Annotated in this window: 18 protein-coding genes and 8 pseudogenes; 17 read left to right on the forward strand and 9 right to left on the reverse strand. The window is 35.1% G+C overall.

Annotated elements, in window-relative coordinates:
- Positions 1–166: 166 nt before the first annotated feature.
- Positions 167–721, forward strand: coding sequence for a hypothetical protein (locus tag ABWU67_RS03765; protein ID WP_353281681.1), 555 nt, complete (start codon positions 167–169; stop codon positions 719–721).
- Here ABWU67_RS03765 and ABWU67_RS03770 read toward each other — a convergent pair.
- The 4 genes and pseudogenes from ABWU67_RS03770 to ABWU67_RS03785 all read right to left on the reverse strand — a co-directional run.
- Positions 683–814 (reverse strand): annotated as a pseudogene (locus ABWU67_RS03770) (IS481 family transposase); the annotation flags it as partial. The gene ABWU67_RS03765 and the pseudogene ABWU67_RS03770 sit on opposite strands and share 39 nt — an antisense overlap.
- A gap of 104 nt (positions 815–918) precedes the next feature.
- A pseudogene (locus ABWU67_RS03775) lies at positions 919–1737 on the reverse strand (IS481 family transposase); the annotation flags it as partial.
- Positions 1738–1791: 54 nt separating this feature from the next.
- Positions 1792–2429, reverse strand: a pseudogene (locus tag ABWU67_RS03780) (IS5-like element ISWpi1 family transposase); the annotation flags it as partial.
- Between the two features lie 90 nt (positions 2430–2519).
- Positions 2520–3379, reverse strand: a protein-coding gene (locus tag ABWU67_RS03785; protein ID WP_353281683.1) for an IS630 family transposase whose coding sequence is annotated in 2 segments (ribosomal slippage) — positions 2520–3055 and positions 3055–3379 — 861 coding nt in all. Because the reading frame shifts where the segments join, the coding sequence is not laid out codon by codon here.
- Positions 3380–3443: 64 nt separating this feature from the next.
- On the opposite strand from ABWU67_RS03785, the pseudogene ABWU67_RS03790 reads away from it, so the two are divergent.
- The 7 genes and pseudogenes from ABWU67_RS03790 to ABWU67_RS03820 all read left to right on the forward strand — a co-directional run.
- A pseudogene (locus ABWU67_RS03790) lies at positions 3444–5387 on the forward strand (AAA family ATPase); the annotation flags it as partial.
- A 34-nt stretch (positions 5388–5421) separates the two neighbouring features.
- A complete protein-coding gene (locus tag ABWU67_RS03795; RefSeq protein ID WP_341822154.1) occupies positions 5422–5922 on the forward strand; it encodes a sigma-70 family RNA polymerase sigma factor in 501 nt (166 codons plus the stop codon).
- A 17-nt stretch (positions 5923–5939) separates the two neighbouring features.
- Positions 5940–6412: pseudogene (locus ABWU67_RS03800) on the forward strand (AAA family ATPase); the annotation flags it as partial.
- A 219-nt stretch (positions 6413–6631) separates the two neighbouring features.
- Entirely contained in the window at positions 6632–7537 is a 906-nt protein-coding gene (locus tag ABWU67_RS03805) for an IS110 family transposase (RefSeq protein ID WP_353281687.1), read from the forward strand.
- A gap of 424 nt (positions 7538–7961) precedes the next feature.
- Positions 7962–8126 (forward strand): hypothetical protein, encoded by a 165-nt coding sequence (locus ABWU67_RS03810; protein WP_156768652.1) that lies wholly within the window; start codon positions 7962–7964, stop codon positions 8124–8126.
- Entirely contained in the window at positions 8116–8313 is a 198-nt protein-coding gene (locus tag ABWU67_RS03815; protein WP_353281689.1) for an IS3 family transposase, read from the forward strand. Before ABWU67_RS03810 ends, ABWU67_RS03815 begins: the two co-directional genes overlap by 11 nt.
- Position 8314: 1 nt before the next feature.
- Positions 8315–8491: a hypothetical protein gene (locus ABWU67_RS03820; protein WP_353281690.1), complete on the forward strand. Its 177-nt coding sequence runs from the start codon at positions 8315–8317 to the stop codon at positions 8489–8491.
- A gap of 167 nt (positions 8492–8658) precedes the next feature.
- Here ABWU67_RS03820 and ABWU67_RS03825 read toward each other — a convergent pair whose 3' ends face one another.
- Positions 8659–8805, reverse strand: a complete 147-nt coding sequence (locus tag ABWU67_RS03825; protein ID WP_341822155.1) for a hypothetical protein — start codon at positions 8803–8805, stop codon at positions 8659–8661.
- 535 nt (positions 8806–9340) lie between these two features.
- Between ABWU67_RS03825 and coxB the strand changes: the two genes are divergently transcribed.
- The 6 genes from coxB to ABWU67_RS03855 all read left to right on the forward strand — a co-directional run bounded on the left by coxB (position 9341) and on the right by ABWU67_RS03855 (position 17317).
- On the forward strand, positions 9341–10105 hold the full coding sequence (coxB, locus tag ABWU67_RS03830) for a cytochrome c oxidase subunit II (RefSeq protein ID WP_010962498.1): 765 nt from the start codon (positions 9341–9343) through the stop codon (positions 10103–10105).
- Positions 10106–10120: 15 nt separating this feature from the next.
- Positions 10121–11671: a cytochrome c oxidase subunit I gene (gene ctaD, locus ABWU67_RS03835; RefSeq protein ID WP_264373931.1), complete on the forward strand. Its 1551-nt coding sequence runs from the start codon at positions 10121–10123 to the stop codon at positions 11669–11671.
- Position 11672: 1 nt separating this feature from the next.
- Complete coding sequence (locus tag ABWU67_RS03840) at positions 11673–12560, forward strand: heme o synthase (RefSeq protein WP_353281692.1); 888 nt, start codon at positions 11673–11675, stop codon at positions 12558–12560.
- A 175-nt stretch (positions 12561–12735) separates the two neighbouring features.
- Complete coding sequence (gene rnhA / locus ABWU67_RS03845) at positions 12736–13173, forward strand: ribonuclease HI (RefSeq protein WP_151807582.1); 438 nt, start codon at positions 12736–12738, stop codon at positions 13171–13173.
- Positions 13166–16288 (forward strand): AsmA-like C-terminal domain-containing protein, encoded by a 3123-nt coding sequence (locus tag ABWU67_RS03850; protein ID WP_353281694.1) that lies wholly within the window; start codon positions 13166–13168, stop codon positions 16286–16288. Before rnhA ends, ABWU67_RS03850 begins: the two co-directional genes overlap by 8 nt.
- A 69-nt stretch (positions 16289–16357) precedes the next feature.
- On the forward strand, positions 16358–17317 hold the full coding sequence (locus ABWU67_RS03855; protein ID WP_353281696.1) for an IS481 family transposase: 960 nt from the start codon (positions 16358–16360) through the stop codon (positions 17315–17317).
- Here ABWU67_RS03855 and ABWU67_RS03860 read toward each other — a convergent pair.
- Positions 17270–17611: an ABC transporter substrate binding protein gene (locus tag ABWU67_RS03860; RefSeq protein ID WP_353281698.1), complete on the reverse strand. Its 342-nt coding sequence runs from the start codon at positions 17609–17611 to the stop codon at positions 17270–17272. The two genes, ABWU67_RS03855 and ABWU67_RS03860, sit on opposite strands and share 48 nt — an antisense overlap.
- Positions 17612–18287: 676 nt before the next feature.
- Between ABWU67_RS03860 and ABWU67_RS03865 the strand changes: the two are divergent.
- A pseudogene (locus tag ABWU67_RS03865) lies at positions 18288–18645 on the forward strand (transposase).
- A gap of 131 nt (positions 18646–18776) precedes the next feature.
- Complete coding sequence (locus ABWU67_RS03870) at positions 18777–22889, forward strand: ankyrin repeat domain-containing protein (protein WP_353281699.1); 4113 nt, start codon at positions 18777–18779, stop codon at positions 22887–22889.
- 111 nt (positions 22890–23000) lie between these two features.
- Here ABWU67_RS03870 and ABWU67_RS03875 read toward each other — a convergent pair whose 3' ends face one another.
- Complete coding sequence (locus tag ABWU67_RS03875) at positions 23001–23951, reverse strand: IS481 family transposase (RefSeq protein ID WP_353281701.1); 951 nt, start codon at positions 23949–23951, stop codon at positions 23001–23003.
- A gap of 85 nt (positions 23952–24036) precedes the next feature.
- A pseudogene (locus tag ABWU67_RS03880) lies at positions 24037–24270 on the reverse strand (transposase); the annotation flags it as partial.
- 204 nt (positions 24271–24474) lie between these two features.
- Between ABWU67_RS03880 and ABWU67_RS03885 the strand changes: the two are divergent.
- Entirely contained in the window at positions 24475–25431 is a 957-nt protein-coding gene (locus ABWU67_RS03885; protein WP_353282231.1) for an IS5 family transposase, read from the forward strand.
- Here ABWU67_RS03885 and ABWU67_RS03890 read toward each other — a convergent pair.
- A pseudogene (locus tag ABWU67_RS03890) lies at positions 25372–26605 on the reverse strand (IS256 family transposase). The gene ABWU67_RS03885 and the pseudogene ABWU67_RS03890 overlap by 60 nt on opposite strands.
- Positions 26606–26701 lie beyond the last annotated feature (96 nt).

The following is a 26701-nucleotide window of genomic DNA, read 5'->3' on the forward strand; positions in this document are numbered from 1 at the left end:
AGTACAGTTGTACACTGGATACATAAAACCTTAGCCATTTTTAGCTAGTAGACTGAAGATGGGAAGTTTGTTGTAGGTGCAGGATAAAAATAAATACTCCCCTCCACAGATAAGAGAATTTTAATAAATATATACAAGACTGCTGAACGTGGGGGGGAGGGGAGTAATGAGCAATTTGCTTAGTGAGGCTAATGCATTTTATTTTGTAGCTAGTTCCTTAGCTACTCTTACGTTACTTACATCTTTAGCGCTTATTGTAACTTCTAATGTGCCTCTTCCTCTAATTCTTGCTTTAGCTACATTATCTGTTTTGGTGCTTGCACTTTTATATAAAATAATTCGTAATAATAAGAAAATAGAGATTGAGAGAAACAAATTCGCTCAAAAAGAGCAAGAGTTGGAAAATAAAATAACTCTAGGAAAGGAAGCTGAAGAAGCTGCAAACAAAGAAGTGAAGAATCAATTACATGAATTAACTAGAGAGAAGCAAAATTTAGACAAGAGAGCAAAAAAATTGAATCAGAAAGTAAATGAGTCAGAAGCTGAGAGAAAATCTTTTCTTAAAGAAAAAGAATCTTTAGAGAAAAAATTAGAAACAGCAAAGAATCGTACGTTTGAAATAGACAATGAATTGGACAAAACAAAAGAGGAAATAGATAAGCTTGTTGCACGAGAAGAAGAATTAGATGTATGGTCCCAGAGTGTGATGGTGTGGATTTAGTATAAATAATTCTGGAGACTGTGTCCACTGATAACATATAAATTCATAAGGAGTAAGACCCTTAAGAGTTTTGAGTCTCTTTGCATAATTATAGCTCTTTTTACAATAATCCGAACAGACCGTAATATGCTACTGGCCTGCTATAGCCATAAACACATATCTTATCGCATTCGGACTATTATAAGAAAGGCTATATAAGCCATAACAAAGTTATAAAGGTGTTCTTTAAGTTGCTGGTGCGATTGATAGTAATACTTCTTAACTGTAGCATCCTTTAAAGTTTTATTCATACGCTCGACTTGCCCATTCGTCCAAGGATGGCTAACTTTTGTCAAACGATGTTCAATAACATTCTCTTCGCAAACTCTATCAAATATATGTTGGAAAGCATACTTATGACGCTTCTGGTTTGTAAATTGTATACCGTTATCTGTCAAAATAGTATGGATTTTATACGGTAAAATTCTAATCAAATTACGTAAGAACTCAGCAGCTATGGGTTTTGTAGCACTGTTACACAACTCAACATAGGTAAATTTGGATGTCCTATCAATAGCAACAAACAAATGTAATTTGCCCTCCTCAGTTCTAACTTCAGCAATATCAATATGAAAGTAACCGATAGGATATTGTTTGAATTTCTTTTTTGACTTAACTTCTCCATCAACAGTTGGTAATCTGCTAATGTTGTGTCTTTGTAAACAACGATGCAAGCTAGAGCGAGTCAAATGCGGAATTGTAGACTGCAGAGCGTAAAGGCAATCATCTAGTGGCAGTAGTGTATACTTGCGAAATGTAACTATTATAGCTTCCTCTTCTAGCGTTAAAACAGTTGATCTTGGATGCTTTCGACCCATATCAGCATCTTTCGTAAATGAACGTTTTCTCCACTTAATAATAGTTTTTGGATTAAGGTTATAATGCTTGGAGAGTTTTGCTATGCTCTCTTTTCTATTTTGTATTGCTCTACGAATCGTCTGTGTTGTTTTGGCGCACCCATGTAATATCTGTCCCATAATGACTCCTTAAATGATGATGATAGTATACCATCACTCTCTGGGACCATACATATCTTTGTGCACCCAAAATCTACATGGAGGCCTTTTAACAATTTCAATATCTATGTCATATTCTTCCTTTATGTGATTCTTTAAATTTCTTCCTTGGTATCCCATTTCAGCCCACATTTTTTTAACTTTAGTATATTTTGTTCTCATATTGTTTAATGCTATTTTAATACCATCTCTATCATTTTCGTTAGCAGCGCCTACGTAACAACCTAGTATAAAACCCTGAGTGTCTGTAATTATATGCCTTTTTCTACCCTTTACTTTTTTACTTCCATCATAGCCTTTGATCCCCCCTTTTCTGTAGTCTTTACAGATTGACTATCTACTATACAGGCACTCGGCTGCTCATTCATTCCTATTTTTCTTCTACTATATTTTGTAATTTCATAATTCATTTTCTCAAAAATTCCCTGCTTCTTCCATTGCCTGAACTGCTCATACACAGTCTTCCATAGCGGAAAATCATTTGGTAAATACCGCCATTGACACCCTGTACGCAATACATAGAAAATTGCTTCTAATATTTCTTTTTTGCTATACTTTGGCGGCCTTCCTCCTTTCTTGTATGATACTCTGAAGTGTTTTTCTATTCTTGCCCATTCCCTTTCGCTTAGATCTGTTGGATACTTTTTTCTCATCTTTACCCCGTACTAAAATTTCAGATATTATAGCCTTTTACTTGTTTCCGGACAACCTCTTATAGCATTTCTCATAATAGTCCGAATAGGTCATAGGAAGGCAGAATCAACAGCACGACGAAAGGATTCGAATAGAGGAATGTTTTTCCTGGCTCTGTTTTTTATAGCAAACCAATGATGCTCAATTTTGTTAAAATCTGGAGAATAAGGCGGCAGATACAAAATTTCTGCACCGACTCCTTTAGCGAGCTTGATAAGCTTATCAGACTTATGAAAAGTAGCATTATCAAGAATGACAGTTTGTCCAGGTTCTAAGATCGGTGCCAAAAATTGCTCAAACCATCCATTAAAAATATCCATATTACAGTGGCCTTCAAATGTTAATGGAGCAACTATCTTTCTTCTACTTAAGGCTGCAACCATGCTGATTCGTTGAGTTTTTTTTCCAGATTTTAGGGCATAAAATCGCTGTCCTTTCTGGCAATACCCATATGGATAGTCCTCCGTGTTATCAATCCCAGACTCATCTATATACACTAAGTTTTCTGGTTCTTTTGTTGCTATAATTTTTAAGAATTCAGCACGTTTTTCTTCGTTCCTTTCCTTGTATCCATATGTCTTTTTTTGCGCGTAAATCCAATTTTTCTGAGAGCTCGGTGGATCGTTTCGATACTAACGTTGCCCCAAAGTTTAGCCATTTCCGACAGAGTTTTTCTACCGTGTTTTTTAGCAAATTCGATAAACTTATTCCAGTCGATAATTTTCTGATTGTAACCTCCATTACCGAGTTTTTTTGACTGAAAGTCGCCTGTTTCTTTTTTTCTTTGCTGCCACTCCCACAAAGTAGTTCGTCCAATTTTAAATCTTGCTGCCACTGCTTCTCTGCTTTCCCCTTCGTCTAGTGCTTCCATTGCTTTTTTTCTTAAATCATAACTATATGCTGCCGGCATCCAACCTCCTTATCGCCATCTATCCTTAATCTTATCATATCCGGACTTCTGTGGAAAGAGCTATAAGTTCTATGTTGGTAATATTAGAGGAGATAAAGGGAAAAGTTTAGTAGTAGAAACAAGAGGAGAAAGAGCCGGATTATGGCACGATTTTGCTACTGGTGAAGGCGGAGATATACTTAATCTCTGGTGGGATGTTACTAGTCAGACTAAGTTTCTTGATACCATAGAAGATATAGAAAAATGGCTTGGTCACTCAACAAACCATAAAGAAGAATTTTCAGAACGTTTAATAGCATGTTGGGACTATCATGATGAAAATAATCAAGTAATAGCTAAAATTTACCGTTATGATAGCACTTCAGGGAAAAAACGATATAGCTGTTTTGATGTAAAAAACTCAAGTAGTACTGCTCCAGATCCAAGGCCTTTGTACAATGTTCCAGGTATAATTAAATCCGATAAAATTGTTTTCGTTGAAGGTGAAAAATGTGCTGAAAGTTTAATCAGTAAGGTCATAACAGCCACAACAATGATGTTTGGGGCAAATTCACCTGTAAATAAAACAGATTGGGCTCCGCTAAAAGGTAAACACATAACCATATGGCCAGACAACGATAATTCAGGTCAGAAATATGCTGAAAATGTTGCAAAGAAGCTTTTAAATATAGGCGTTGCATCGCTTTCTATTCTTAAAATTCCACAAGATAAACCAAAAGCTTGGGATGCTGCTGATTGTATTAAAGAAGGAGTAGACGTCAAAAGATTTTTAACCTCAACTGTTTCTCTCCCATATACAAAAAACGTTACTTCATTTCCTGTATTGCAGTACCTAAATGACAAATCACCAATGCCAGAAGACATAATTGCTCCTAGAGTTTTAACTCCTAGTGGTCTTTTAGTTTTTGCTGGCGCGCCTAAAGTGGGAAAAAGTGACTTTCTTATTTCTTGGCTTTTTCATATGGCATCTGGAACTCCATTTTTTGATATGGTGCCAAAAAGGCCCTTAAGAATCTTCTACCTTCAGACTGAAATCGGTTACCACTATATGCGTGAACGGTTGCAACAGATGAAACTTAGTGAAGAACTTATTAAACTTGCTGCAAACAATTTAGTTATTACACCACAGACTAAGCTGCTTTTAAATGAAAATGGCATTAAAGATATCGTAACTGAAGCAGAAAGAAACTTTGACCTAAACACCATTGATATCATAGCGGTAGATCCATTGCGTAACGTTTTTGATGCTGATGAATACGGTAACGAAAATGATAATAATGCCATGATTTTCTTTCTCCAGGAGAGAGTTGAAAAACTGCGTTCTCTAATCAATCCAGATGCTGGAGTTATTCTTGTGCACCATACAAAGAAAATGCAAAAGAAACTATTAGAAGAAGATCCATTTCAAAGTTTTAGTGGCGCTAGCAGCTTACGAGGATTCTATACCACTGGAATGATCATGTTTAGGCCTGATGAGAAGAACAGCTATCGTCAACTGATGTTTGAGTTACGTAATGGAAATTCTGTTATGCCAAAATTTGTTGATAAAATTAATGGTCATTGGTACGAAGTTGACGCTGAGTCACAAAGGTTAATAAATAAAGACTATGGTGAAAAACTAGATGCCGAACGTTCTCGTAGATATGACATCATCTTGGACTTAATATGTGCAGAAGGACGTAAGGGTCATGCTTATACAATTAATCAGTTTTGTCAGGCATTTGAAAATAAAGAAGGTCTTGGCAGTACACATTCTATACGTGATCGTCTCGATGTCCTTGCTACCAAAGGCTACGTTAAATTCAACAAAGAAGGCAAAAACGCTGCAAGAAACAAATACGGAGTACTTTGCGTTGAAGGTATGGAATTTGGGGAAAAAATATTTGATCCAGAGAAGAATAAAAAGGTTACAGTCTATCACAGATTACTACCCACACACTACAAGTCACCACACTATGGCAGCGTAATTCCTGTAGAAAATCCAAATACTTGGGTTTATCACAATTAACACTTTAATCATTTCTTAATTAGAGGGGCAAAATATGCATTCTAAAAATTCCTATATTGGTATTAACCCAAAAGTTGTTAAACACATACGACACTATGCTAAGCTTCTGAAGAGAGGAAAAGCTTTTGCTTATAAAGACATTGAAGATGTTGAGCAAGATCTTTTACTTGACTGTTTGCCTGGCCTTAATGAACTTGAAGGACATTTTATAAAACAGTACGTTAAATGCCGTGCTCTTAATTTAAAAGAGAAAGAACTATGTAAAAAACGTACCATTAATTTTATTGATGAAGCTTTATACGAAGAGAGCGATGAAAGTCTTGAATATAGCTCCGCAGTACGCATTGACGTAAATGAAGCAATTGCAAAGTTACCTAGAGAGTTAAGAAAAATATGTAAACTATTGGCAGAAGATCACAGCATTTGTGAAATTTCCAGAAGGACTAGTATACCAAAATCAACTCTCTACGACACAATCAACAAACTACGCAAAGAGTTTTCCCACCTAAAAACATACCTAAAACGAGATTTCTAACTATAAGGGGGAAAAACATGAAAATAATAAACAACAAAGAAAGAGCAAAAATAGTAACAGGTGTGAAAATGGTAATCTTCGGACCTTACGGAATTGGCAAGACTAGCTTACTCAAAACTCTCGATGAATCAACAACACTTTGTCTTGATTTTGAAGCAGGACTTCTAGCTGTTCAGGATTGGAAAGGAGATTCAACTGAGATTCGCACTTGGAATGAAGCCAGAGACATTGCTTGTCTTATTGGTGGTCCAAACCCTGCATTAAGGTCTGATCAGGCATATAGTCAAAAACACTACGAGCATGTATCTAGTAAATATAAGGAGTTTTCCTCTGAGTTTTCTAAATACCGATGCATCTTTGTAGATAGTATAACCGTTGCCTCACGTTTATGTCTATTATGGGCAAAAATGCAACCTGAAGCTTTTCTGAAAGAAGTGGAAAGCAAGACATGAGAGCTGCTTACGGAATGCTTGCTCAAGAAATTGTAAGTTAAAAATGTGATATAAAAGAGATAAGAGGGAAAGATAACCCTACTCACTATAGGAATAGGGCTATCACGGGCGTGTGCGACCGAATGAAAGTTGGTATTACAACCGTAGCCATCAAGGTAAACTAGCCCCATCTCTCGATACGTTTGAATAGTTGCATGGGACATATGTATGCACCCGTTTACAATCTTAAATTAATTAAACTATCGAGGTTATTTATTATGATTACATCTTATCAAAATTTCATTGGCATTGATATCGGAAAATTTAAAAATGTTGCTGCAGCTTATAACCAAAGGAGCGCTATCAAGTTTGACAATGATGCTACTGGTTGGCAACAGTTGTTTCAAAAATTTTCAGATATCCTACCTAATTCTCTAGTAACTTTAGAAAACACTGGAAAATATGAGCTTGGCTTAGCACATTTTCTTGTTGATAAGAATGTTGCTGTACATCGAGCTAATACTCGTAAAGTAAAAAGTTTTATCATATCACATGGAACTTTAGCAAAGACAGATCAATCAGATGCAAGAGCCCTTGCTCAATATGGTTTTGAACGCTATAGTGCTCTATCTCTATTTGTGCCTATGTCAAAAGAACAAACCGCCTTAGTTGCACTCTGTCAACGTCGTGATGACATTACGCAAATGAGAACTCAAGAGAAATGTAGGCTTGCAGCACCTGAAAACGACTATATAAAGGAAAGTTGCCAAAAAACAATAGACTTTTTTACCAGTCAGATAAATGAGTTCAACGATGCCATACAAAGAATTATTGATAAAAATCCAGAGTTACAAAAGCGTCAAAAAATCTTGAGAACAGTGCCAGGAATAGGTCTCAAGTTATCACAAGTTTTTGTGTGTCTAATGCCAGAACTTGGCCACCTAAACAAAAAAGAAGTTGCAAGTCTTGCTGGAGTTGCTCCACATCCAAAAGAAAGCGGTAAAACTATTGGTTACCGAAGGATAACAGGTGGTAGAAGCAATGTTCGTGCAAAGCTTTTCACAGCTGCTATGGCTGCTGCAAGATCTAAATCTGCACTTGGTGCTTTTTATTCTGATCTTATTGGTAGAGGTAAAAAGAAGATGGTAGCTATAACAGCTCTAATGCGAAAAATCATAGTATAGCTCTTTTTACAATAATCCGAACAGACCGTAATATGCTACTGGCCTGCTATAGCCATAAACACATATCTTATCGCATTCGGACTATTATAAGAAAGGCTATAATTGCCAATGCAAGACTTAAAGAAGCAATTAATATGAAATAAAAAAAAATCTGCATAGAAAATAGGTTAACGGATATGTGCGTCTACACACATTTAAAGCACATATTCGTTAACCATAAAATCTAAGCAGTGGTTGCTGTTTGATATAAATTTCTTTCTGTATAAACTAGGATCTTTGTTACCAAAATACATTTTTCAATTGAATAAAAATACAAAATTATCAACAAATGAGACTAAATTCAAAAAATTTTAAAAAACATAGTTGATGGCTATATTTGGCAACAATAATCGATCTATATTCACGCATGGTAGTTGGCTGGTCAATGAGCAGTTCAATAAATAAACAATTGGTTATGGACTCTTTATTAATGGCCGTTAACAAGCGTAAACCTGCCAAAAATCTACTATTACATAGTGATCAAGGTTCACAATATACTTTGCAAGGTTATCAATATCTCTTATCCATAAAAAACATAGATGAGTCATAAAGGTTGTTGTTACGACAATTCTGTTGTGGAAAGCTTCTTTAGCTCATTGAAAAGAGAAATACTTATTGATACTTCACAACACTCTGCTCAACAAACTAGAACTGCAATATTTGAATACATAGAAATTTTTTATAACAAACAACGTCACTATTATAGCTCTTTTTACAATAATCCGAACAGACCGTAATATGCTACTGGCCTGCTATAGCCATAAACACATATCTTATCGCATTCGGACTATTATAAGAAAGGCTATAACTATTGCATTCCTGAGCATTTTGATTCATCATTCTCTTTGTGAAAAACATTCCAAACTTTCTCTCCACTTTTTCTGGGTAAGGTCAAAAAAAACGCCGATATTTTAGTACATAGTAAATAGCCAACCACCACGGGGCTTCTTTTGCCTTTTTTTTATTTGGTAAATTTCTTAATGTTTATGGCTAAACGACAATCGTCATCCCGCTACGTGTTAGCGGGATCTATGCTTTGAGATACTGCGAATGAATCGCGGTATGATGGTTAAGTAAGGGATCTATGCTAAGAGATGCCAAAGACCTTCATGAAACTTTGCCCATTTGGCTTCTCTAAAGATTTCGTTTACAGAATCTAGTATAGCCTTTCTTATAATAGTCCGAATGCGATAAGATATGTGTTTATGGCTATAGCAGGCCAGTAGCATATTACGGTCTGTTCGGATTATTGTAAAAAGAGCTATAACTCAGCTATGCAGAATAAAAAAAGTTTGTATGGTATACAAATAGTGTGTTTTTTTTATAATTATTTTCTATAATACATAAACCTTTGGTCCAAGCTGTAAATGCCACCATAGGCATTAAAAGTTAATTAACAAACTGCAATGTATAATGAAATAAAGAAACTTGTAAGACTTTGATCTTACAGATTATAAACTTGTCATAAAGTTTAATAGTGTCTGTTACTGCTTTTAGGTGTGAGGCTAGAGGGTTATCAGCAGTAACAGACACTATTAAACTTATTATAGAATTTACTTAAAGTAAATACTTAATTTAAAATATTATAATATTTTTACTTACAATAGATTTATGTAAATGCTTTTTTCCTCAATTAGTATTGTACTATTATACTTGTTGAATGCTAAAAAATTATTAACCATCACTAATCTCTATTTGCATAGTAAGTTTATATATACTATTATACAGTATATCACTTAGTTTTATAGCAAACAAACAAAAGATATGGTGAAGTTATTTGCACTATTGATAATATTTTACTCAAATATATCTGTTGCCTCTGCTCCTACTTCCTGGCAATTTGGATTTCCTGCTCCTGCAACTGAAGTAATGGAGGCTGTAGTTAGGTCACATTCGTTTGTGATGCTTGTGATGGTTACAATAATGCTTTTTGTGTGGGCGCTGCTTGCTTATATAGCGTTTCGCTTTCGTAAAAGCAAAGTAACAAACATAAGTAAAACTACCCATAGTGTTCCTTTAGAAATTATTTGGTTTGTTATACCAACTATCATTGTTGGAATATTAGCCTTTGAAAACGCTAAATTACTGAAGCTACAGGAAGAAATACCGAAAGCTGATATAACACTGAAAGTTATTGGCCATCAATGGTATTGGAGTTACCAATATCCAGAATATCAAGGTGTGTCATTTGATAGTTATATTAAGGGAAAAGAAGACTTTATCGAAGGAGATTTAAAGCTATTCTCTGTTGATAACAACATCATTTTACCCGTTAATACTAACGTTCGTTTACAAGTTACAGCAGGAGATGTGATACACAGTTGGGGAGTACCGGCTTTCGGTGTAAAAATTGATGCGATACCAGGTAGGCTGAATGAGGCGTGGTTTAATATCAAAAAGCCTGGTGTTTATTACGGGCAGTGCTACGAATTGTGTGGTCAAGGCCATGGATTTATGCCAATTGTTGTTGAAGCAGTAAGCAAAGAAGATTTTAATAAGTGGATTGAAAATAGAAAATTAGTGAGTTAAATTTGGAGTATAGATATGAGTGACGCACCAAAGGGCATAAAGCGTTGGTTGTTTTCCACCAACCATAAAGACATAGGGACACTGTACATTATTTTTTCCATATTAGCTGGAATTATTGGTGGATTATTATCGGTGATTATTCGCACTCAGCTAATGCACATTAATATACTTAACAATAACTATCAATTATATAACGTAATGGTTACAGGGCATGCGTTGATAATGGTGTTTTTTATGATAATGCCAGCCCTCATGGGAGGGTTTGGTAACTGGTTTGTACCTCTCATGATTGGCGCACCAGATATGGCATTTCCTCGTATGAATAATTTAAGTTTTTGGTTATTAGTGTCATCTTTTATTTTGCTCATTCTCTCAGTGTTTATTGGTGAAGGTCCAGGTACAGGTTGGACTTTATATCCACCTTTATCACAGGTAATGTCCCATCCAAGTGCAGGAGTTGACATTGCTATACTTGCACTTCATGTTGCTGGTATGTCGTCAATTGTTGGGGCGATCAACTTTATAGTTACTATATTTAACATGCGCACAAAAGGAATGTCATTAACTAAGATGCCACTGTTTGTTTGGTCTGTCTTGCTAACAGCATTTATGTTGATTGTTGCCTTACCAGTGCTTGCCGGTGCTATAACTATGCTTCTTACTGATCGCAATGTTGGTACTTCCTTTTTTGATCCTGCAGGTGGTGGTGACCCTGTGTTATTTCAACATTTATTTTGGTTTTTTGGTCATCCAGAAGTTTACGTAATTATTTTTCCTGCATTTGGCATCATAAGTCAGGTTGTATCAACTTTTTCTCACAGACCTGTATTTGGTTACATAGGGATGGTTTATGCAATGATAGGTATAGCAGTATTTGGCTTTATGGTTTGGGCTCATCATATGTTCACTGTTGGGCTTAGTGCTGACGCTGCTGCATTTTTTAGCACTACCACAATTTTTATCGGTGTTATAACTGGTGTAAAAGTCTTTAGCTGGATTGCAACTATGTGGGGTGGAGCAATTGAGTTTAAGACCCCTATGCTATTTGCACTAGGTTTTATTTTTATGTTTGTTGGCGGTGGCATAACGGGAATAATTCTTTCTCATGGTGGAATAGATAAGCTCCTGCACGACACCTATTATGTTGTTGCTCACTTCCATTATGTCATGTCACTTGCTGCATTATTTGGAGCTTTTGCTGGCTTTTATTATTGGATTGGTAAAATGTCGGGTAAACAATATAATGAGCGCTTAGGTCAAATCCACTTTTGGCTTACTTTTATTAGCACCAATATCACTTTTTTACCTCAACATTTCTTAGGATTAGCTGGTATGCCAAGGCGTATACCTGATTATCCTGATGCGTTTATCCCTTGGAATTATATATCCTCAATTGGTTCGTATATGTCCTTTGTTTCAGTTATGTTTTTTGTGTTTATAGTTATACATCTCTTTAAATGGGGCAAGAAAGCTGGAGATAATCCTTGGGAAGGTGACACCTTGGAATGGACGGTATCTTCACCACCGCCTTTTCATACTTTCGAAAAGCCACCAGTGGTAAAATAGAATGTACACAAGTGTTTTGCTAAATGTTGAATCAACAATACTGGATTTTTGGCGTTTGCTGAAGCCAAGGATAATGTATCTTGTGGTATTTACTGCAGTTGCTGGTATGGTTACTGCACCAGGTAGTATGCACCCTTTTCTAGCACTAATATCTCTTATATGTGTTGCTCTTGGCTCAGGATCTGCAGGTGCTATAAATATGTGGTATGACAAAGACATAGATCTGCTCATGGAAAGGACAAAAAACCGCCCTATACCTTCAGGTAGAGTTTCTGCAGAAAGCGCGCTTGAATTTGGTATAACTCTTGGAATATTGTCAGTATTTATCATGGCAATAGCAGTAAACTATATTTCTGCTGCTTTACTTGCAATCAGCATATTGTTTTACGTTTTTGTATATACGATCTGGCTCAAAAGACGCACTCCGCAGAATATCGTTATCGGTGGTGCAGCAGGTGCTTTCCCTCCAATGATTGGCTGGGCAGCTGTGACTAATTCTGTCAGTTGGGAAAGTTTCATTTTATTTTTAGTAATTTTTATGTGGACTCCACCACACTTTTGGGCCCTATCTTTAAATAAGTCTGAAGACTATGCAAAGGCATCGATTCCAATGTTCAATATTGTTTATGGTCCGGAAAAAACAAGAAAATATATATTAATTTATAGTGTTTTGCTGGTGCTAACTAGCTTGCTTCCGGCTCTATTTTTGAAAAAGGCTTTACTTTATCTAAGCATGGCAACCTTTGAAGGTTGCGTTTTTATTTGGTACGCTGTATCTGTTGTGAAGTTCAAGAATCACAGCTCACAGAAAAAAATGTTTTCTTATTCAATTTCTTATCTATTTTCCCTATTCGCCAGTATTATTTTTTGTTCTATTGATTTATTTTAGTTATGAAAGAACGGCAGAAGCATAAAAACTATTTTTTACTTTTCCTTTTGGTAATGCTCGTTGTCACACTTTTTTTTGTTTCTATAATAAAATTTAAAGGTGCAGCTTAAACTACCTTTAGAAATTGTGCTTTCATAAAAGCAACTATATACTTTGTTAACCGATATAAACAAAGATGAGTAAAAAAGAAGTGACAATATATACGGATGGGGCGTGTTCTGGTAATCCTGGAGCGGGAGGATGGGCAGCTATCATATTATTTCAAGATTACAGAAAAGACATTTATGGTAGAGAAGAAAATACCACAAACAATAAAATGGAGTTAACAGCGGTGATCAATGGGCTGAAAGTATTGAAATTTTCTTGTAATATTAATTTATATACGGATAGTCTTTATGTTAAGCATGGAATAACAGAATGGATAAATAAGTGGAAAATGAATGGCTGGAAAACAAGTAATAAAAAATCAGTAAAAAATATGGAATTGTGGAAAGAGCTAGACAACGTTGCTTCACAACACGAAATTGATTGGAAGTGGGTTAAAGCACACAGTGGCGATAAGTATAATGAGGAGGCTGATAGTTTAGCAAGAAAAGCAATAATCGATGCTTAAAAAAATTACTATATTATTTTCCGTAGCTTTATTATTCATATTGTGCTTCTTTATTTTTTTTAAGCCTTTAGAAATCAATATTAATTATATTGATTTTTATGTTAAACATAAAATATCAAAAATATTTGTTGGCTCAAGCGTTAATATGGAGAATACCTCAGTTGTTTGGCAGAAAGATGGCAAAGATCCGTATTTAGTCATTACGGATTTGGCAATAGCAAACCCTAATTTTACTATAAAAGTTCCTGAGCTTTTTGTACATTTTAAGTTAAGTTCCTTATTTAAAGCTAGCACAAATCTCTCTCAGGTTTCAGCTGATAATGTGCATGTATGTATCAAGAGAGAAGAAACTAATGTTAATCCGCAAAACTCATTAGACCTTTTGGATAATCATTATTTAAGTAGTAACCGCCTTCCTTCGGTGTCATTCCAGCGCGTGACGCTGGAATCTAGAAAAAAAGAAACAAGTAGTCAAGCTACTTGGATGACAAGGACGAGTGCTGGGATGACAGGAAAAAAAGATACTGGGATGACAGGGAAGAATTTCAAGATGACAGAAAGTAGTGCAAAAAATCTATTAAAAACAATAAGGGAATTTTTTTTTGACTTAAATGCGGATTCAAAAATTGAATTTACTAACATCGCTATTGATAAAAGCACAGAAGATGAATTTTTTATTGATAAATTATATATAGGGAAGGGGGAAGATTTTAATGTTTTAGATATTCATGTGAATACAAAAGATGGAAAGGGATTTTTGGATGATTTATCAATTACGATAAAAAATCGCAACAATTTGCTAAATGTGTACGGGACATTTTATGATCTAAAATTGGGACTATTGAGCAAGTTTTCTACATTAGTTAAAAGCTACAATTTGGACAAAAATATAGGATTCAAAGGAAGCTTCTCAGTGAAAATTAATAAAAAGGATGAAATTGTAGATGGAAATATATACGTATTGAATACAGAAAATTATTTGAACAAAAATTTGGCCTTAACTAATGTAAATATAAATTTAACATATAGTGATGGAATTATTAGTGTAAAAAACTTCCATTTTAAGTTAAATGACACGTATCTCTCTTTGATAGGCAAAATGAACTTTAGTACAAGTCATGCTTTGCTTAGAATTAATATTAGTAAGTTTGCTGCAAAGGATTTATGTACTTATATACCAGATAGTGTAGTAAATAGTAAATTTAAAAGCTGGTATTGTGATAATATTGATGGGGATGTTTTAAATACCATTGTAAGTTTCAATGGCAAAATTAACAATTTGGTTGATGACGATCTGTCAGACATTGTAATTGTTGCTGATATAGAAAACGGTAGCGTAAAATTTGATGAAGATTTTGAGCAAGTAAAGGAATTAAAGGGTGATTTGATCATCAAGAATAACGATCTTGAAATTACTGTAAATAGCGCTAAGTTTCAGAATTTCACTGTTAATGGTGGTGATATTGAAATGAAATCTCTAAATAAGGAAGATTCAGTTCTAACCATTAATGGCAAAGCTGTAAGTGATGTGTATGGTTTATATGAGCCTATAAGATTTAAGCTGGATGATGTGGTGAAGGTTGAAAGGGATAAAGTAAGTGGAATGGCAAAATCCGTATTTAATTTTCGCATTTTTAATCTAAATGCTGATGACAAAAAAGTAGACTTCTCAGCAAATTTTCATTCTGAAATTGACAATTTGGCCGTCTATAATGCAAGTCTTGGTAAATATGATATTAAGCTTAGTTTTGGCAGTGACTTTATAGATTTAAATGGTAGTGGTATGGTGAATAACACACAGCTATTATTTGACCTGAAAAGTAGCAATAGGAATGAAAGTTTCGCCTGGAATTTGACCGGAGATTTACCCGCTCAAATATTTAATTTTGATAGTGGCTATGTCAGTGCAAATTTAGAGTCAGTGATAAATCAAGATAAGACGGGGTATGTTAATGGTGATATAGATTTATCAGAATTTGAATCACATTCAAGCTACTTAGGGTGGAAAAATCGCTTTGAAGATCACAATAAAATTTTGTTTTCTACAAGGTTAAAAGGAGCAGGTGAATTGTTAGTAGATAAATTAGACATTGTAGGAAATGACCTAGATATAAAATTCAGCGGAAGAGTAGAAAATGGAAATTTATATTTAAATTCTAGTAGCTTTAAATTGCCTGATAATGATTTTAGTATAGAAATTGAATCAGGTAAGGAGAAAAATGCCATAACTATTTATGGTGAGGAAATTAACTTAAGTGATATTTTAGGCTTGCTTGGCAAAAACAGTAATGGATTAAATAAAGATATAGAGATTAGTATGAATGTTGACAATGTAATTATGAAAGAAGGCATCGTTATCAAAAATGCTAAGCTGAATGTAACCTGTACTAAAGGTAATTGCAATGGAAGTCAATTTACAGGGCAGTTTCTGGAAGATAGCAGCAACATACTAGCAGAATACAGTGGAATAGGGCTCGAAATATATGCGGATAATTCAGGTATGCTTTTGCGTTCCTTAGGCATTAGTAAATCAATTAAAAACGGCAAATTGTCTTTTTATCTCTCTCCTCAGAGAGAAAGTGGAGAACATTATGGTACGTTATCCATTAGCAATTTCTACATCAAAGATGCTCCACTACTTACTACTTTATTGTCGATGTCTTCATTGCCTGGCATTGTAAATGCCATAAAAAATGAAGGTGTATACTTTTACAAATGTAATGCACCTTTTTCATACAAAGATGGCACTATTGAAATTGAAGAATCTTGGCTTGAAGGGGCGGAGTTAGGTATTAGCACTGGTGGTAAGCTCGATATTAGAAATTATAAATTCCAGGTTGCAGGACAAGTAATACCAGCATATTCAATTAATAAATCTTTGTTAAAAATTCCTATAATTGGAAAACTTCTTACTGGTGGGAAAAGTAGGGGAATCGTTTCAATAGACTATAAAGCAAGTGGTGATGACAAAAACAATAACGTATCTGTTGATCTTATCTCTTCGCTAACTCCAAACCTATTAAAGAGGTTATTGGGAGTGTTTGATCGCATTATGACAAAAACTAACGAAAGTGGCTTAAAAGGTGGTGTGAAAAAGAAATTTGGTTCGATATGACCAAAAGGGAAGTTGATGTATGGTCCCAGAGAGTGATGGTATACTATCATCATCATTTAAGGAGTCATTATGGGACAGATATTACATGGGTGCGCCAAAACAACACAGACGATTCGTAGAGCAATACAAAATAGAAAAGAGAGCATAGCAAAACTCTCCAAGCATTATAACCTTAATCCAAAAACTATTATTAAGTGGAGAAAACGTTCATTTACGAAAGATGCTGATATGGGTCGAAAGCATCCAAGATCAACTGTTTTAACGCTAGAAGAGGAAGCTATAATAGTTACATTTCGCAAGTATACACTACTGCCACTAGATGATTGCCTTTACGCTCTGCAGTCTACAATTCCGCATTTGACTCGCTCTAGCTTGCATCGTTGTTTACAAAGACACAACATTAGCAGATTACCAACTGTTGATGGAGAAGTTAAGTCAAAAAAGAAATTCAAACAATATCCTATCGGTTACTTTCATATTGATATTGCTGAAGTTAGAACTGAGGAGGGCAAATTACATTTGTTTGTTGCTATTGATAGGACATCCAAATTTACCTATGTTGAGTTGTGTAACAGTGCTACAAAACCCATAGCTGCTGAGTTCTTACGTAATTTGATTAGAATTTTACCGTATAAAATCCATACTATTTTGACAGATAACGGTATACAATTTACAAACCAGAAGCGTCATAAGTATGCTTTCCAACATATATTTGATAGAGTTTGCGAAGAGAATGTTATTGAACATCGTTTGACAAAAGTTAGCCATCCTTGGACGAATGGGCAAGTCGAGCGTATGAATAAAACTTTAAAGGATGCTACAGTTAAGAAGTATTACTATCAATCGCACCAGCAACTTAAAGAACACCTTTATAACTTTGTTATGGCTTATAATTATGCAAAGAGACTCAAAACTCTTAAGGGTCTTACTCCTTATGAATTTATATGTTATCAGTGGACACAGTCTCCAGAATTATTTATACTAAATCCACACCATCACACTCTGGGACCATACAGAAATAGTCATTAGAGAGGTAGAAGAACCAATAGGCATGAGTATGTCTTGATGCTGCATTTGCTTAATTATTGTGAGTAAAGCATTAGGATCCCCATGAGCATTTTTAACTGTAATTTTAACACTCTGGTCTTGCAACGATTCTTTAATTCCATTAACAATCTGAGTCATTGCTTCATGTTCAAGAGGTACAATAATACCAATATTTTTATGATTAGCATAAACTGCAACAGTAAAAAACAGGACAGATAGAAACGCTAAAAGATACTTCTTATAATAGAAAGCTTTAAAAATGACGGAAAACAACATCGTGATACCCTATAAAAACTACAATTCAAACAAAGCCTAAAATTGATGTAAAATTATTTACGCCAACGCCATCCTTGATTTAAATTATTAATTTCTACAGATATCATATATATAAATTCTATTATTATATAACTAAGTCTAATATGTTTTAAATATAATGTCAATTATATTTGAAGCAGTGAAAATAGCATTAGAAACATACTGCGAATTAGCGTCGTAAAGGATTTAATTATTTACTTTCCCCAAAAACACAAAAATAGTACGTATATTTACGAGAACGCGTTGCGTAAAAATAGGGTTGTAAAAATAAAAGCTTGAAATTGTTACAACAAAATTAGGCAAACCAGTTCGTACGTAGATTTAGCGAAAGTGATCCAATATAGCTGGTTTTAGCTTACAGTGAAATTACCATATAAAAAAGTTCGTATGGTACACATGGTAGTCCAACACAGTCCAAAACAAACTCTTCTCATAAAAGCTAACATTTGTTGCTCGGCATAGTTAGGATATTTGTTCTTTTAACATTTTAGTATAAGCTTACTTAAGGATGTAGGAAAAAGTCAAGGCCGTTTACAATTAAATAGCAAGTTTACTGTCCCAAATGTGGGAGGAAAACCCTGGAGTTGAAGTCCATCCTTTCAAGAATATAATTTTAAGATGAAAAATTTGCAAGAATGTGGAATATTATAGAAAAAGCAGTCACTCTGCATATGAATGTACATATCACATAGTGTGGATAACAAAATATTGATATCCAGTATTGGTTGTAGATATAGGGCAGAAAACTAAAGAAGTTGCGGAAGAGTTAAGTATTAGCAAGTTAGTGCAGTTAATAAGAGAAAAAAGTTCCAGAAAAATCCACCAAAGCTTTCCAGAGTTAAGAAAAAGATACTGGATTATTGGCAGCAGGCTACTTTGTCAGGACTAGTGGAAATGCAACAGACAAAATGATAAAAAGTTATATTGAGAATCACCCTAATAAAATGGGTAAATTGTTTGACTCTCTAAATTTTTCTGCTATCATTAGAGCTTAATGTAGTTGGGTTGATGAGTGTTAGAAAGAAAAAGATATTTGTTTGTTGCAGGTTTCTTCCGAGAGTTTTTTTCTTCGATAGAAGGTTCTCGAACGTCCATAAGAGCTGAATCTAAAGATTCCAAAGCCTTAGTGAGTGAAGTATTGTCGTTCATATCCGGAGCTGGTGTAGGTGTAGGGGTTGCCTCTTGTGCTTTTGGTCTTGGGGCTTCTGCTTCTGTTATGGGTGCTGTACCTTCATCAGCGTCTATTGCTAGGTACATTTCTTCTCTAGTTGCAAGTTTCATTTGTGATGACAAGCTTAAAAATATTAAATTTGTTAACTTAGTTGATAAGGTTAATAATGATGTATTAGAGGATCTTGTAATTCGGTGTGGAATCGAGCTTTTCCAAGCTTTTCAATTTCAAATTCTTCAATTCACTGGTAATGAGATAAATGAGTCAGTTCTGGGAAAATTATCGTGTGCTGGAGCTTGGAGGGCAAAGGAATACCTTATTAGGACTGGCCCGTCAGAGCTTTCATGTGATGAAATGATAAAAGCTGTTCTTTTAGGTAAACTTAATGATATGCGCTATTCTCATTCGTTAGCTTTTACACACAGTTCACAAACCATATGTGCTAATCAAGTTTACGAAAAAACAGCCGTCTTAGTTTCTTCTTCGTTAGTGTTCTCATATTCTCAATCTTGTATTCCTGAATACGGCTTAAGAAGCCCCTTAGTCTTTGAAAAAGATGCTTTTGAAGGATTTCCTCAAGGTGTAAGCTATTATGTTAAAAAGATAGATATCTTTCCATCACAAAGTCTACATCCCTGTGCTTCGCAGCAGATCGATTTTGAACGTGAAGTTGAATTAATAAAGGAAAGCATCTCGGGGATGAAATTAGCAACAAAGTATGATACTAATGAGATTAAAGTCTTATTCACAGAATTACTAGCTGAGTTCAAGCAAAGGAGAGGGATTGGCCAATCGCAAGGTCCTGATGATGGTAGAGGAGGATCTGGAGGTCACGGTGGTGGATCTGGAGGTTACGGTGGTGGATCTGGAGGTTACGGTGGTGGATCTGGAGGTTACGGTGGTGGATCTGGAGGTTACGGTGGTGGATCTGGAGGTTACGGTGGTGGATCTGGAGGTTACGGTGGTGGATCTGGAGGTTACGGTGGTGGATCTGGAGGTTACGGTGGTGGATCTGGAGGTTACGGTGATGTTGTTGTTGATATATCAGAAGATATGGACATCTCCTTGAGTTCATCTGATAATAAAGTGTCTAGACATTCCTTAAGTAGAAAGCGAAGAAGTGATTTGCCTACAGAGGCTAATAAAAAGAAAAGATGTATTGAAGGAGAGGAAAAAAAATCTCAGCATTTTGTCGATGATGGCAAGCTAGATAAAGTAAAGTCTTCAGTCAAAGTCGTGCATAGATTGAGTAGTACTAATACACAACGTGTATACGGTAAAAATCTTGATTTGATTTACGTAAACAGTTATTTGGGCCAGACTTTTGTTCATGAAGCTGTCTGCAATTTTAGTTATTTGAAGGTATCATCACTGCATATACGGGATAATACTATGATAAATTTAGCCGATCGTGATGGTACAACCCCTTTTCATTATGCCTGTACAGTAGGCAATTTACAAATGGTAGAGCTTCTGCACAAATGTCAAGCTAATCCAAATTTGACTGATAATTTGGGTAATGATGCCCTCTGCTATTCTGCCTTCAATGGTCGGCTCGAAATAGTGAAGTTTCTATTCGCACAAGGTTATGGTTTTAATTTGGGATATAAAGTTCCTCCTCTTCATCTTGCTGCCCTCGGTGGTCAAGTAAAAACTCTGGAATTCCTCTTTGAAAAATTTAGTCGTTGTATGAAGGAAACTTCTCATGATAATAATCTGATTCATTTTGCCATTGCAAGTGGTAAAAGGGAAGTAGTAGATTTCCTGATCAAAAAAGATCGTAGTTTGTTGGATAAAAAAGACGATACTTGTGTAAGTCCCACTATTTTTGCTGTTCTACATGGTCAATTGGAGGTATTAAAATTTCTGATCAAGGAGGGAGCTGATATAAGTGCAAATGATTCTGGTGGAGCGAATGTTCTTCATCATGCCGTTTTAAGTGGTAAATCAGATATAGTAAGTTTTTTAGCAGAAAACTATCCTGAGTTGATTGATGTAACTGACAGGTACGGTATTAGTCCCTTTGGCTATAGTATGTTAATGGATATGCAATCTATAGGAGAATTTCTTTTTAAGCAGCTAGTTCACTCTAGTAGAGATGGTCTATTAAGTATAAATACCTTGGGTGTTATTGTTCAGCATGGTCATTTTGCGCTAGCAGAAATTCTCTTGAAAAGCTCTCTTCAGCACATGAAGAGGGTTAATAAAGATGGCGTGACTTTTCTTATTATGGCTATCCTTTCATCTGGTGAATTAAAATTAATAGAATTTCTGGTTAAGCAAGATACTAATCTAATTAGTATGCCTGGTAGTGAAGGGGTCACACCTATCTACTATGCTATCTTGCTTGGCAGATTAGAGTTAGTAAAATTTCTAGCCAGACAGGATCCGCATTTAGCTACATCACCCGATAGAGATGGCATTTTCCCTATTGATTTTGCTGCTTTTCTTAATAAGACGAGGATTGTAGCGTTTCTAAGTACCCTACATTCTGGGTATGAATGTCTTGAGTTTCTAGCGCAGCATTACCCTCACTTGCCAACTTTGTGTTGTGAACAAGGTAGAACTTTTTTGGATCTAGTTGGTGTTTGTAGTGAGCTTAATCTTATAAAACTTTTGCTTAAAAAGCGCCCTGATTTATTAAGGGCACATGATATGTATGGAATGGCTCTAATTCATTATTCTATTTCATTTTCCAGGCTAGAAGTAGTAGAATTTCTATTAAACATTCAACCTGGTTTGATCAGATTCCCTAATAAACTTGGTCTTATTCCTATCAAATTCGCTATCTTCAATAACGATCTAAAAATGGTAAGCTTTCTTAGCAGAAAGGACCCCACGCTTATTATTGACAGTCATCAGAATAGGGATTTGTTTTCTTGGGCTATCATGTTGTGTCGATTGGAATCATTAGAATCTATATTTAGAATACACCATAATGTAGATAAAGAGCTTTTAGCATTTCTATTAAGCTTTGCCTATGAAAATAATAGATTTGAAATAGCAAAATTTCTAACTACATCGTTCCCTTTTTTAGAAAGTAGATATTTTGTAAGCTCTATTGAAATTCAAGATAAGGCATTGCAGCGCATATTACAGAACATAAACAATATTCTTGGATATGGCAACCAAATACGAGATGTGGATGATCTCCTTACACTAGAATTTGCAACATTAAATGAGTGTTATGATTACTGCCTTCAATATCGGGACATACTCCTCGCTGCAAAGCAATATGGTCTTCATAATTGTAGCAATCAAAGTTTTGCAGTAACCTCCATGGAGGTAATCCATGAAGGAGATAGAACAGGTTACAAGTGTGTGAACAATGTGTTAACTGAATTTAAGCAAAATGTAACATCAGATACAAGTCGTCAGGTAACTTTAATTGTTAATCTAGGTAATAATCATTGGGTTACATTAGTGATTATTTACCGAAGTGAGAATTACTTTGCGTACTATGCTGACTGCTATAACATGGGCGTTGAAGCCGGTGTAAGTCGTTCAGTTGAGGATGTCTTAGGAGAAAATGTTAGAATCGAAGATGTTTCCACTGTGCAGGAAGGAGACTATTATGATAGTGCCATCTGGGCATTAGAAAATGCTCAAGCTATTAATACAGCTTTGCTAGAAAATAGAAATGTAAATGGTTGTTTAAGGTCTCATATGGATAAGAAAATTAAGAGGGAAAGTATCTCGCTGGAATTAGAGAGAGAAAATAATTCAGTATATCTACCTATTCAAATCGAGATACCTGATCAAAGTCGAGAACAGATTTATAACTTACTCATCAAATCTTTAAAACACAAGAGTGCGAGAAGGGCAGAATTGTCTACATGTATGGTAGAATGCTTTAGGGTGTGCGATCCTGAACTTTTTGGAGAAGAAGGAGAAGAAGTTACTATATCTCGTGTAGAGCGTATTCCTGCTTCAGGACAAGAAGCACCTATTTTGCTTAATGTTAGTGGTTCTAGTAATTTTGGTAACCCGCGTTCTGCCTTGGAAGTTCCTGAAGCTAGTAGTGTTTTTAACCATAACCGTTCAGGCGCCACCAACTCTAGAAGATGAGTTATTTCACGTAATTTTGTACTATCACGCTTGCATAACACCATAGGTTTTGGCTGCCTGTTTAATGTGCACAACGCAAATCTATGTAGGTTAGTGAAGAAAATAGAGCCATTAGATGTATGGTCCCAGAGTGTGATGGTGTGGATTTAGTATAAATAATTCTGGAGACTGTGTCCACTGATAACATATAAATTCATAAGGAGTAAGACCCTTAAGAGTTTTGAGTCTCTTTGCATAATTATAAGCCATAACAAAGTTATAAAGGTGTTCTTTAAGTTGCTGGTGCGATTGATAGTAATACTTCTTAACTGTAGCATCCTTTAAAGTTTTATTCATACGCTCGACTTGCCCATTCGTCCAAGGATGGCTAACTTTTGTCAAACGATGTTCAATAACATTCTCTTCGCAAACTCTATCAAATATATGTTGGAAAGCATACTTATGACGCTTCTGGTTTGTAAATTGTATACCGTTATCTGTCAAAATAGTATGGATTTTATACGGTAAAATTCTAATCAAATTACGTAAGAACTCAGCAGCTATGGGTTTTGTAGCACTGTTACACAACTCAACATAGGTAAATTTGGATGTCCTATCAATAGCAACAAACAAATGTAATTTGCCCTCCTCAGTTCTAACTTCAGCAATATCAATATGAAAGTAACCGATAGGATATTGTTTGAATTTCTTTTTTGACTTAACTTCTCCATCAACAGTTGGTAATCTGCTAATGTTGTGTCTTTGTAAACAACGATGCAAGCTAGAGCGAGTCAAATGCGGAATTGTAGACTGCAGAGCGTAAAGGCAATCATCTAGTGGCAGTAGTGTATACTTGCGAAATGTAACTATTATAGCTTCCTCTTCTAGCGTTAAAACAGTTGATCTTGGATGCTTTCGACCCATATCAGCATCTTTCGTAAATGAACGTTTTCTCCACTTAATAATAGTTTTTGGATTAAGGTTATAATGCTTGGAGAGTTTTGCTATGCTCTCTTTTCTATTTTGTATTGCTCTACGAATCGTCTGTGTTGTTTTGGCGCACCCATGTAATATCTGTCCCATAATGACTCCTTAAATGATGATGATAGTATACCATCACTCTCTGGGACCATACATCTTATAGCTCTTTTCACAATAGTCCAAAATCCTATAGAAAAGCAGAATCAACAGCATGACGAAAAGATGTAAATAGAGGAATGTTTTTCCTAGCTCTGTTTTTTATAGCAAACCAGTGATGCTCAATTTTGTTAAAGTCGGGAGAATAAGGCGGTAGATATAAAATTTCTGCACCAACTCCTTTAGCAAGTTCAGTAATCTTATTAGACTTATGAAAAGTAGCATTATCAAGAATAACAGTTTGTCCAGGTTCCAAAATCGGTGTGGCTTTGTTGCATAGCTAGTGTTGGTTGAGGTTATTGTAAGAAGAAAAGCTTTTTAATATATGGCTACTAACGCATTTTGTTGTAAAATAGGCATTTTTCAAACAAGTACAACTTATGCCACAAAAAATGAGAGTAAGTAACCGAAGAGAATATAACGAGTTTCTCAAAAAAAGAGGAAATGTTTTCATTTTGTTAATCAAGCCATAGAAAATTGGTATGAAAATAGTCCAAAAGTTGCAGGTGGCAATAACACTTATAGTGATAAAGTTGTAATTTTAATACACATAATAGTTCATCTTTTTAGAATTGGCTTGAGACAAGCTGTAGGTTTTGTAAAAGGTTATATGGTACAAATAGGCAAAAAACTTAAGATTATCAGCTATACACAAGCTTCCAGAAGATTTAAAAAGCTTAATTTGAAGATTGATGACCATAGAAGCAATAAAGATGATCTGGAAAATGTTGAAATTGCCGTAGATAGCACTAGAGTTAGTATCTACAATAATAACGGTGGGCATAGTAAGCTTAATATTCGAAAAAGAAAATACAGTGGTTATGGTCAAGTAAGAAAATTACATGTTGTTTTAAACATAAATGATAAGAAAGCAATAAGCATGAACTACACTAGTGGTGTTGCTGTAGACTATTTGCCGGTCTGCGATATGTTAGAAGAAGTCAGTGATAAATATAACATTTGTTCTATTCGAGCAGATGCGGCTTATGATATAAAAAGTGTGTATAAAGAATGCAGAAAATACAATATTGTGCCTATTATTTGCCCTAGGAAGGATACTAAAATTTGTTTAGCTGACTACTTATCAGAAAGAAATAAGTATATTAGTAGAATTAGGTCATATGAGAATTATGAAGATGGTATTAATGAATGGAAGAAAAAAGTTAAGTATGGAGCACGGTCTTATATTGAAGTCTTTTTCTATAGGTTGAAGCAAATATTTGGGTTTGGCTTGAAAAATAAATCAGAGGTAAATCGTGAAAAAGAGCTGTTAATTAAGTGCTACTTATTGAACAAATTTACTGATATAGGTATGGCTAAATTTAAATTAGCGGGAACGTTCAAAGAAGTATGTCAAAGCGAATTTCTAGTTCAACTCAATTTTCAATCTATCTGGAAAGAAAATATCAAGTTGAGACATAGTTAAAGCCCGATTAGGCAGAGCCATAGTTCATTTTTGCTCTACCTTCTTTATAGCACAATATACCTGTTTATACAAGGCATTTGTGCTAGTAAATGAGCCCTTGGTTTTAGTGAATTTTCTGATCTGTCTGTGCAGCCCCTCAATTGGATTTGTAGTGTAAATTAGCCCCCTAACTGGGCTAGAATACTTAAAATAACCAGATAAATTTTCCCAATTGTTCTGCCACGATTTTATAACTAAAGGATATTTCTCACCCCATTTTTCTCCCAGCTCAAGCAAATAATTCTCAGCGATTTCTTTACTTGAAGCACGATATATTTTCTTCAAATCATTCATGAAAACTTTCACATCTTTACTGGATACATATTTCAGAGAATTTCTTATTTGGTGTACTATACATAGCTGCACTTCTGCACTGGGAAATACACTGTTGATGGCTGCAGGAAAGCTTTTTAGCCCATCTACACATGCAATCAGAATATCTTCTACTCCTCTTTCTTTGAGGTTATTTAGCACTCCCAACCAAAAGTTAGCTCCTTCACTTTCAGCCAAATAAAAGCCCAGGACTTCTTTTCTGCCATTTTGGTCAATGCCTAATATATTGTACATACATTTACTTACGCAATGTCCATCCTCTTTGACCTTAAAGAACATCCCATCCATAAATACTATCGGGTATACTGATTGCAGTGGACGACTACGCCATTCATTGATTATAGGCAGTAATTTGTCGGTAATACTTGATATCTCTGCTGCCGATATTTTGTGATCATAAATTTCCTCAACGTGTGACGCTATATCTCTATAGCTCATACCACTGGCAAATGTGCTCAAAATCTTCGTTTCAAGCTCTGGATGTAAGCTTGTTTGCCTTTTTTTTGACTATTTGCGGCTCAAAACTTCCTTCTCTATCTCTTGGCGTTAACAGCTCAAATGAACCTGCACTTGTACGTAAAGTCTTTCCATTCCTCCCATTTCTTCGGTTATTTTCTTCACTTTTAGCTGACATGTGGCTTTCTATTCCACCTTCCAGACTTGCCTCTAGCAGCCTTTTTATAAACGGTGTTAATGCTCCATCTCTTCCTGTCAATGGTCTACCTTCTCGTATAGACGATAGAATATTTTTTTCTAATTCTTTATAATCTACCAAACTTGTAGCACTATTTGCTTGACTCATATCAAACCTCCATTTTTTATATCAATTTATTACTTTTTTTCGGTTTGACACACTTCTTTGAACGTTCCCACAAATTTACTGATATAGGTATGGCTA

Origin of the sequence: Wolbachia endosymbiont (group A) of Aleiodes leptofemur (assembly GCF_964028465.1) — a bacterium.
In the GTDB taxonomy this organism is placed as follows: domain Bacteria; phylum Pseudomonadota; class Alphaproteobacteria; order Rickettsiales; family Anaplasmataceae; genus Wolbachia; species Wolbachia pipientis.

What these genes read in the sequence shown, in the direction of transcription:
- ABWU67_RS03765 (WP_353281681.1), top strand. Translation starts at nt 167, where the DNA reads ATGAGCAATTTGCTTAGTGAGGCTAATGCATTTTATTTTGTAGCTAGT.
- ABWU67_RS03795 (WP_341822154.1), top strand. Translation starts at nt 5,422, where the DNA reads ATGCATTCTAAAAATTCCTATATTGGTATTAACCCAAAAGTTGTTAAA.
- ABWU67_RS03805 (WP_353281687.1), top strand. Translation starts at nt 6,632, where the DNA reads ATGATTACATCTTATCAAAATTTCATTGGCATTGATATCGGAAAATTT.
- ABWU67_RS03810 (WP_156768652.1), top strand. Translation starts at nt 7,962, where the DNA reads ATGAGCAGTTCAATAAATAAACAATTGGTTATGGACTCTTTATTAATG.
- ABWU67_RS03815 (WP_353281689.1), top strand. Translation starts at nt 8,116, where the DNA reads ATGAGTCATAAAGGTTGTTGTTACGACAATTCTGTTGTGGAAAGCTTC.
- ABWU67_RS03820 (WP_353281690.1), top strand. Translation starts at nt 8,315, where the DNA reads ATGCTACTGGCCTGCTATAGCCATAAACACATATCTTATCGCATTCGG.
- ABWU67_RS03825 (WP_341822155.1), bottom strand. Translation starts at nt 8,805, where the DNA reads ATGCTACTGGCCTGCTATAGCCATAAACACATATCTTATCGCATTCGG.
- coxB (WP_010962498.1), top strand. Translation starts at nt 9,341, where the DNA reads ATGGTGAAGTTATTTGCACTATTGATAATATTTTACTCAAATATATCT.
- ctaD (WP_264373931.1), top strand. Translation starts at nt 10,121, where the DNA reads ATGAGTGACGCACCAAAGGGCATAAAGCGTTGGTTGTTTTCCACCAAC.
- ABWU67_RS03840 (WP_353281692.1), top strand. Translation starts at nt 11,673, where the DNA reads ATGTACACAAGTGTTTTGCTAAATGTTGAATCAACAATACTGGATTTT.
- rnhA (WP_151807582.1), top strand. Translation starts at nt 12,736, where the DNA reads ATGAGTAAAAAAGAAGTGACAATATATACGGATGGGGCGTGTTCTGGT.
- ABWU67_RS03850 (WP_353281694.1), top strand. Translation starts at nt 13,166, where the DNA reads ATGCTTAAAAAAATTACTATATTATTTTCCGTAGCTTTATTATTCATA.
- ABWU67_RS03855 (WP_353281696.1), top strand. Translation starts at nt 16,358, where the DNA reads ATGGGACAGATATTACATGGGTGCGCCAAAACAACACAGACGATTCGT.
- ABWU67_RS03860 (WP_353281698.1), bottom strand. Translation starts at nt 17,611, where the DNA reads ATGTTGTTTTCCGTCATTTTTAAAGCTTTCTATTATAAGAAGTATCTT.
- ABWU67_RS03875 (WP_353281701.1), bottom strand. Translation starts at nt 23,951, where the DNA reads ATGGGACAGATATTACATGGGTGCGCCAAAACAACACAGACGATTCGT.